The sequence below is a fragment of the Shewanella sp. SR1 genome, from assembly GCF_020447145.1.
Lineage (GTDB): Bacteria > Pseudomonadota > Gammaproteobacteria > Enterobacterales > Shewanellaceae > Shewanella > Shewanella baltica.
In genome coordinates this window covers 1-669 of record NZ_JAJAEF010000069.1, presented here as the reverse complement: position 1 = coordinate 669, position 669 = coordinate 1, and the positions used below count along the sequence as shown (strand labels likewise).

1 protein-coding gene is annotated in these 669 nt (G+C 41.1%); it reads left to right on the top strand.

The window, feature by feature from the left end:
- The first annotated feature begins 80 nt into the window (after positions 1-80).
- Positions 81-518, top strand: coding sequence for a PACE efflux transporter (locus tag KV201_RS22390; protein ID WP_011711703.1), 438 nt, complete (start codon positions 81-83; stop codon positions 516-518).
- The last annotated feature ends 151 nt before the right edge of the window (positions 519-669 follow it).

Below are 669 nucleotides of genomic sequence, written 5' to 3'. Positions count from 1 at the left end.
GATAGATACTAACATGTTCGTATCAGTAAATAGAGGTACATTGGCTTCACTTCCATAAAACCTGATTGAGAATATTAGTTATGCGTACCCGAAATGACCGACTGCGACATGCTATGGGCTTTGAATTTTTTGCACTGCTGATTGCCACTCCATTGGCAAGCTGGTTCACTGGTGTTGGACTAAGCCATATGAGCTTATTAGCGCTTTTCCTCTCGCTGTTAGCAACAGTCTGGAATTATATCTATAACATTGTGTTTGACCATTTTCTAATTAAATATCAGGGTAATAGTCATAAGAATTTGAGTCAAAGGGTACTACACACCTTCTGTTTTGAGGGGGGATTGCTTATTGTTGCGCTTCCCGTCATGTCTTGGTGGCTGAACATCAGCATGCTGGAGGCTCTAATGCTGGATCTGGGCTTCGTGGCTTTCTACTTAGTCTATGCTTTTGTTTATAACTGGGTTTACGACAAGATGTTTCCTATTCCACAGGAAGGAACCAAGGCAATGTCACATTAGGTCTTAAACTAAATGCTTAAATCCAGTAATAATGAATAATGTGTTGCATTACAAAATTAAGCCAGCCAACTCTGTACAACAGCGTGACGAAAGGCTTCTTTGACACGTTTAGGGGGCAAGATAGAGCTAGTTAGGCCAGCTAGCTCTATGT

What these genes read in the sequence shown, in the direction of transcription:
- KV201_RS22390 (WP_011711703.1), top strand. Translation starts at nt 81, where the DNA reads ATGCGTACCCGAAATGACCGACTGCGACATGCTATGGGCTTTGAATTT.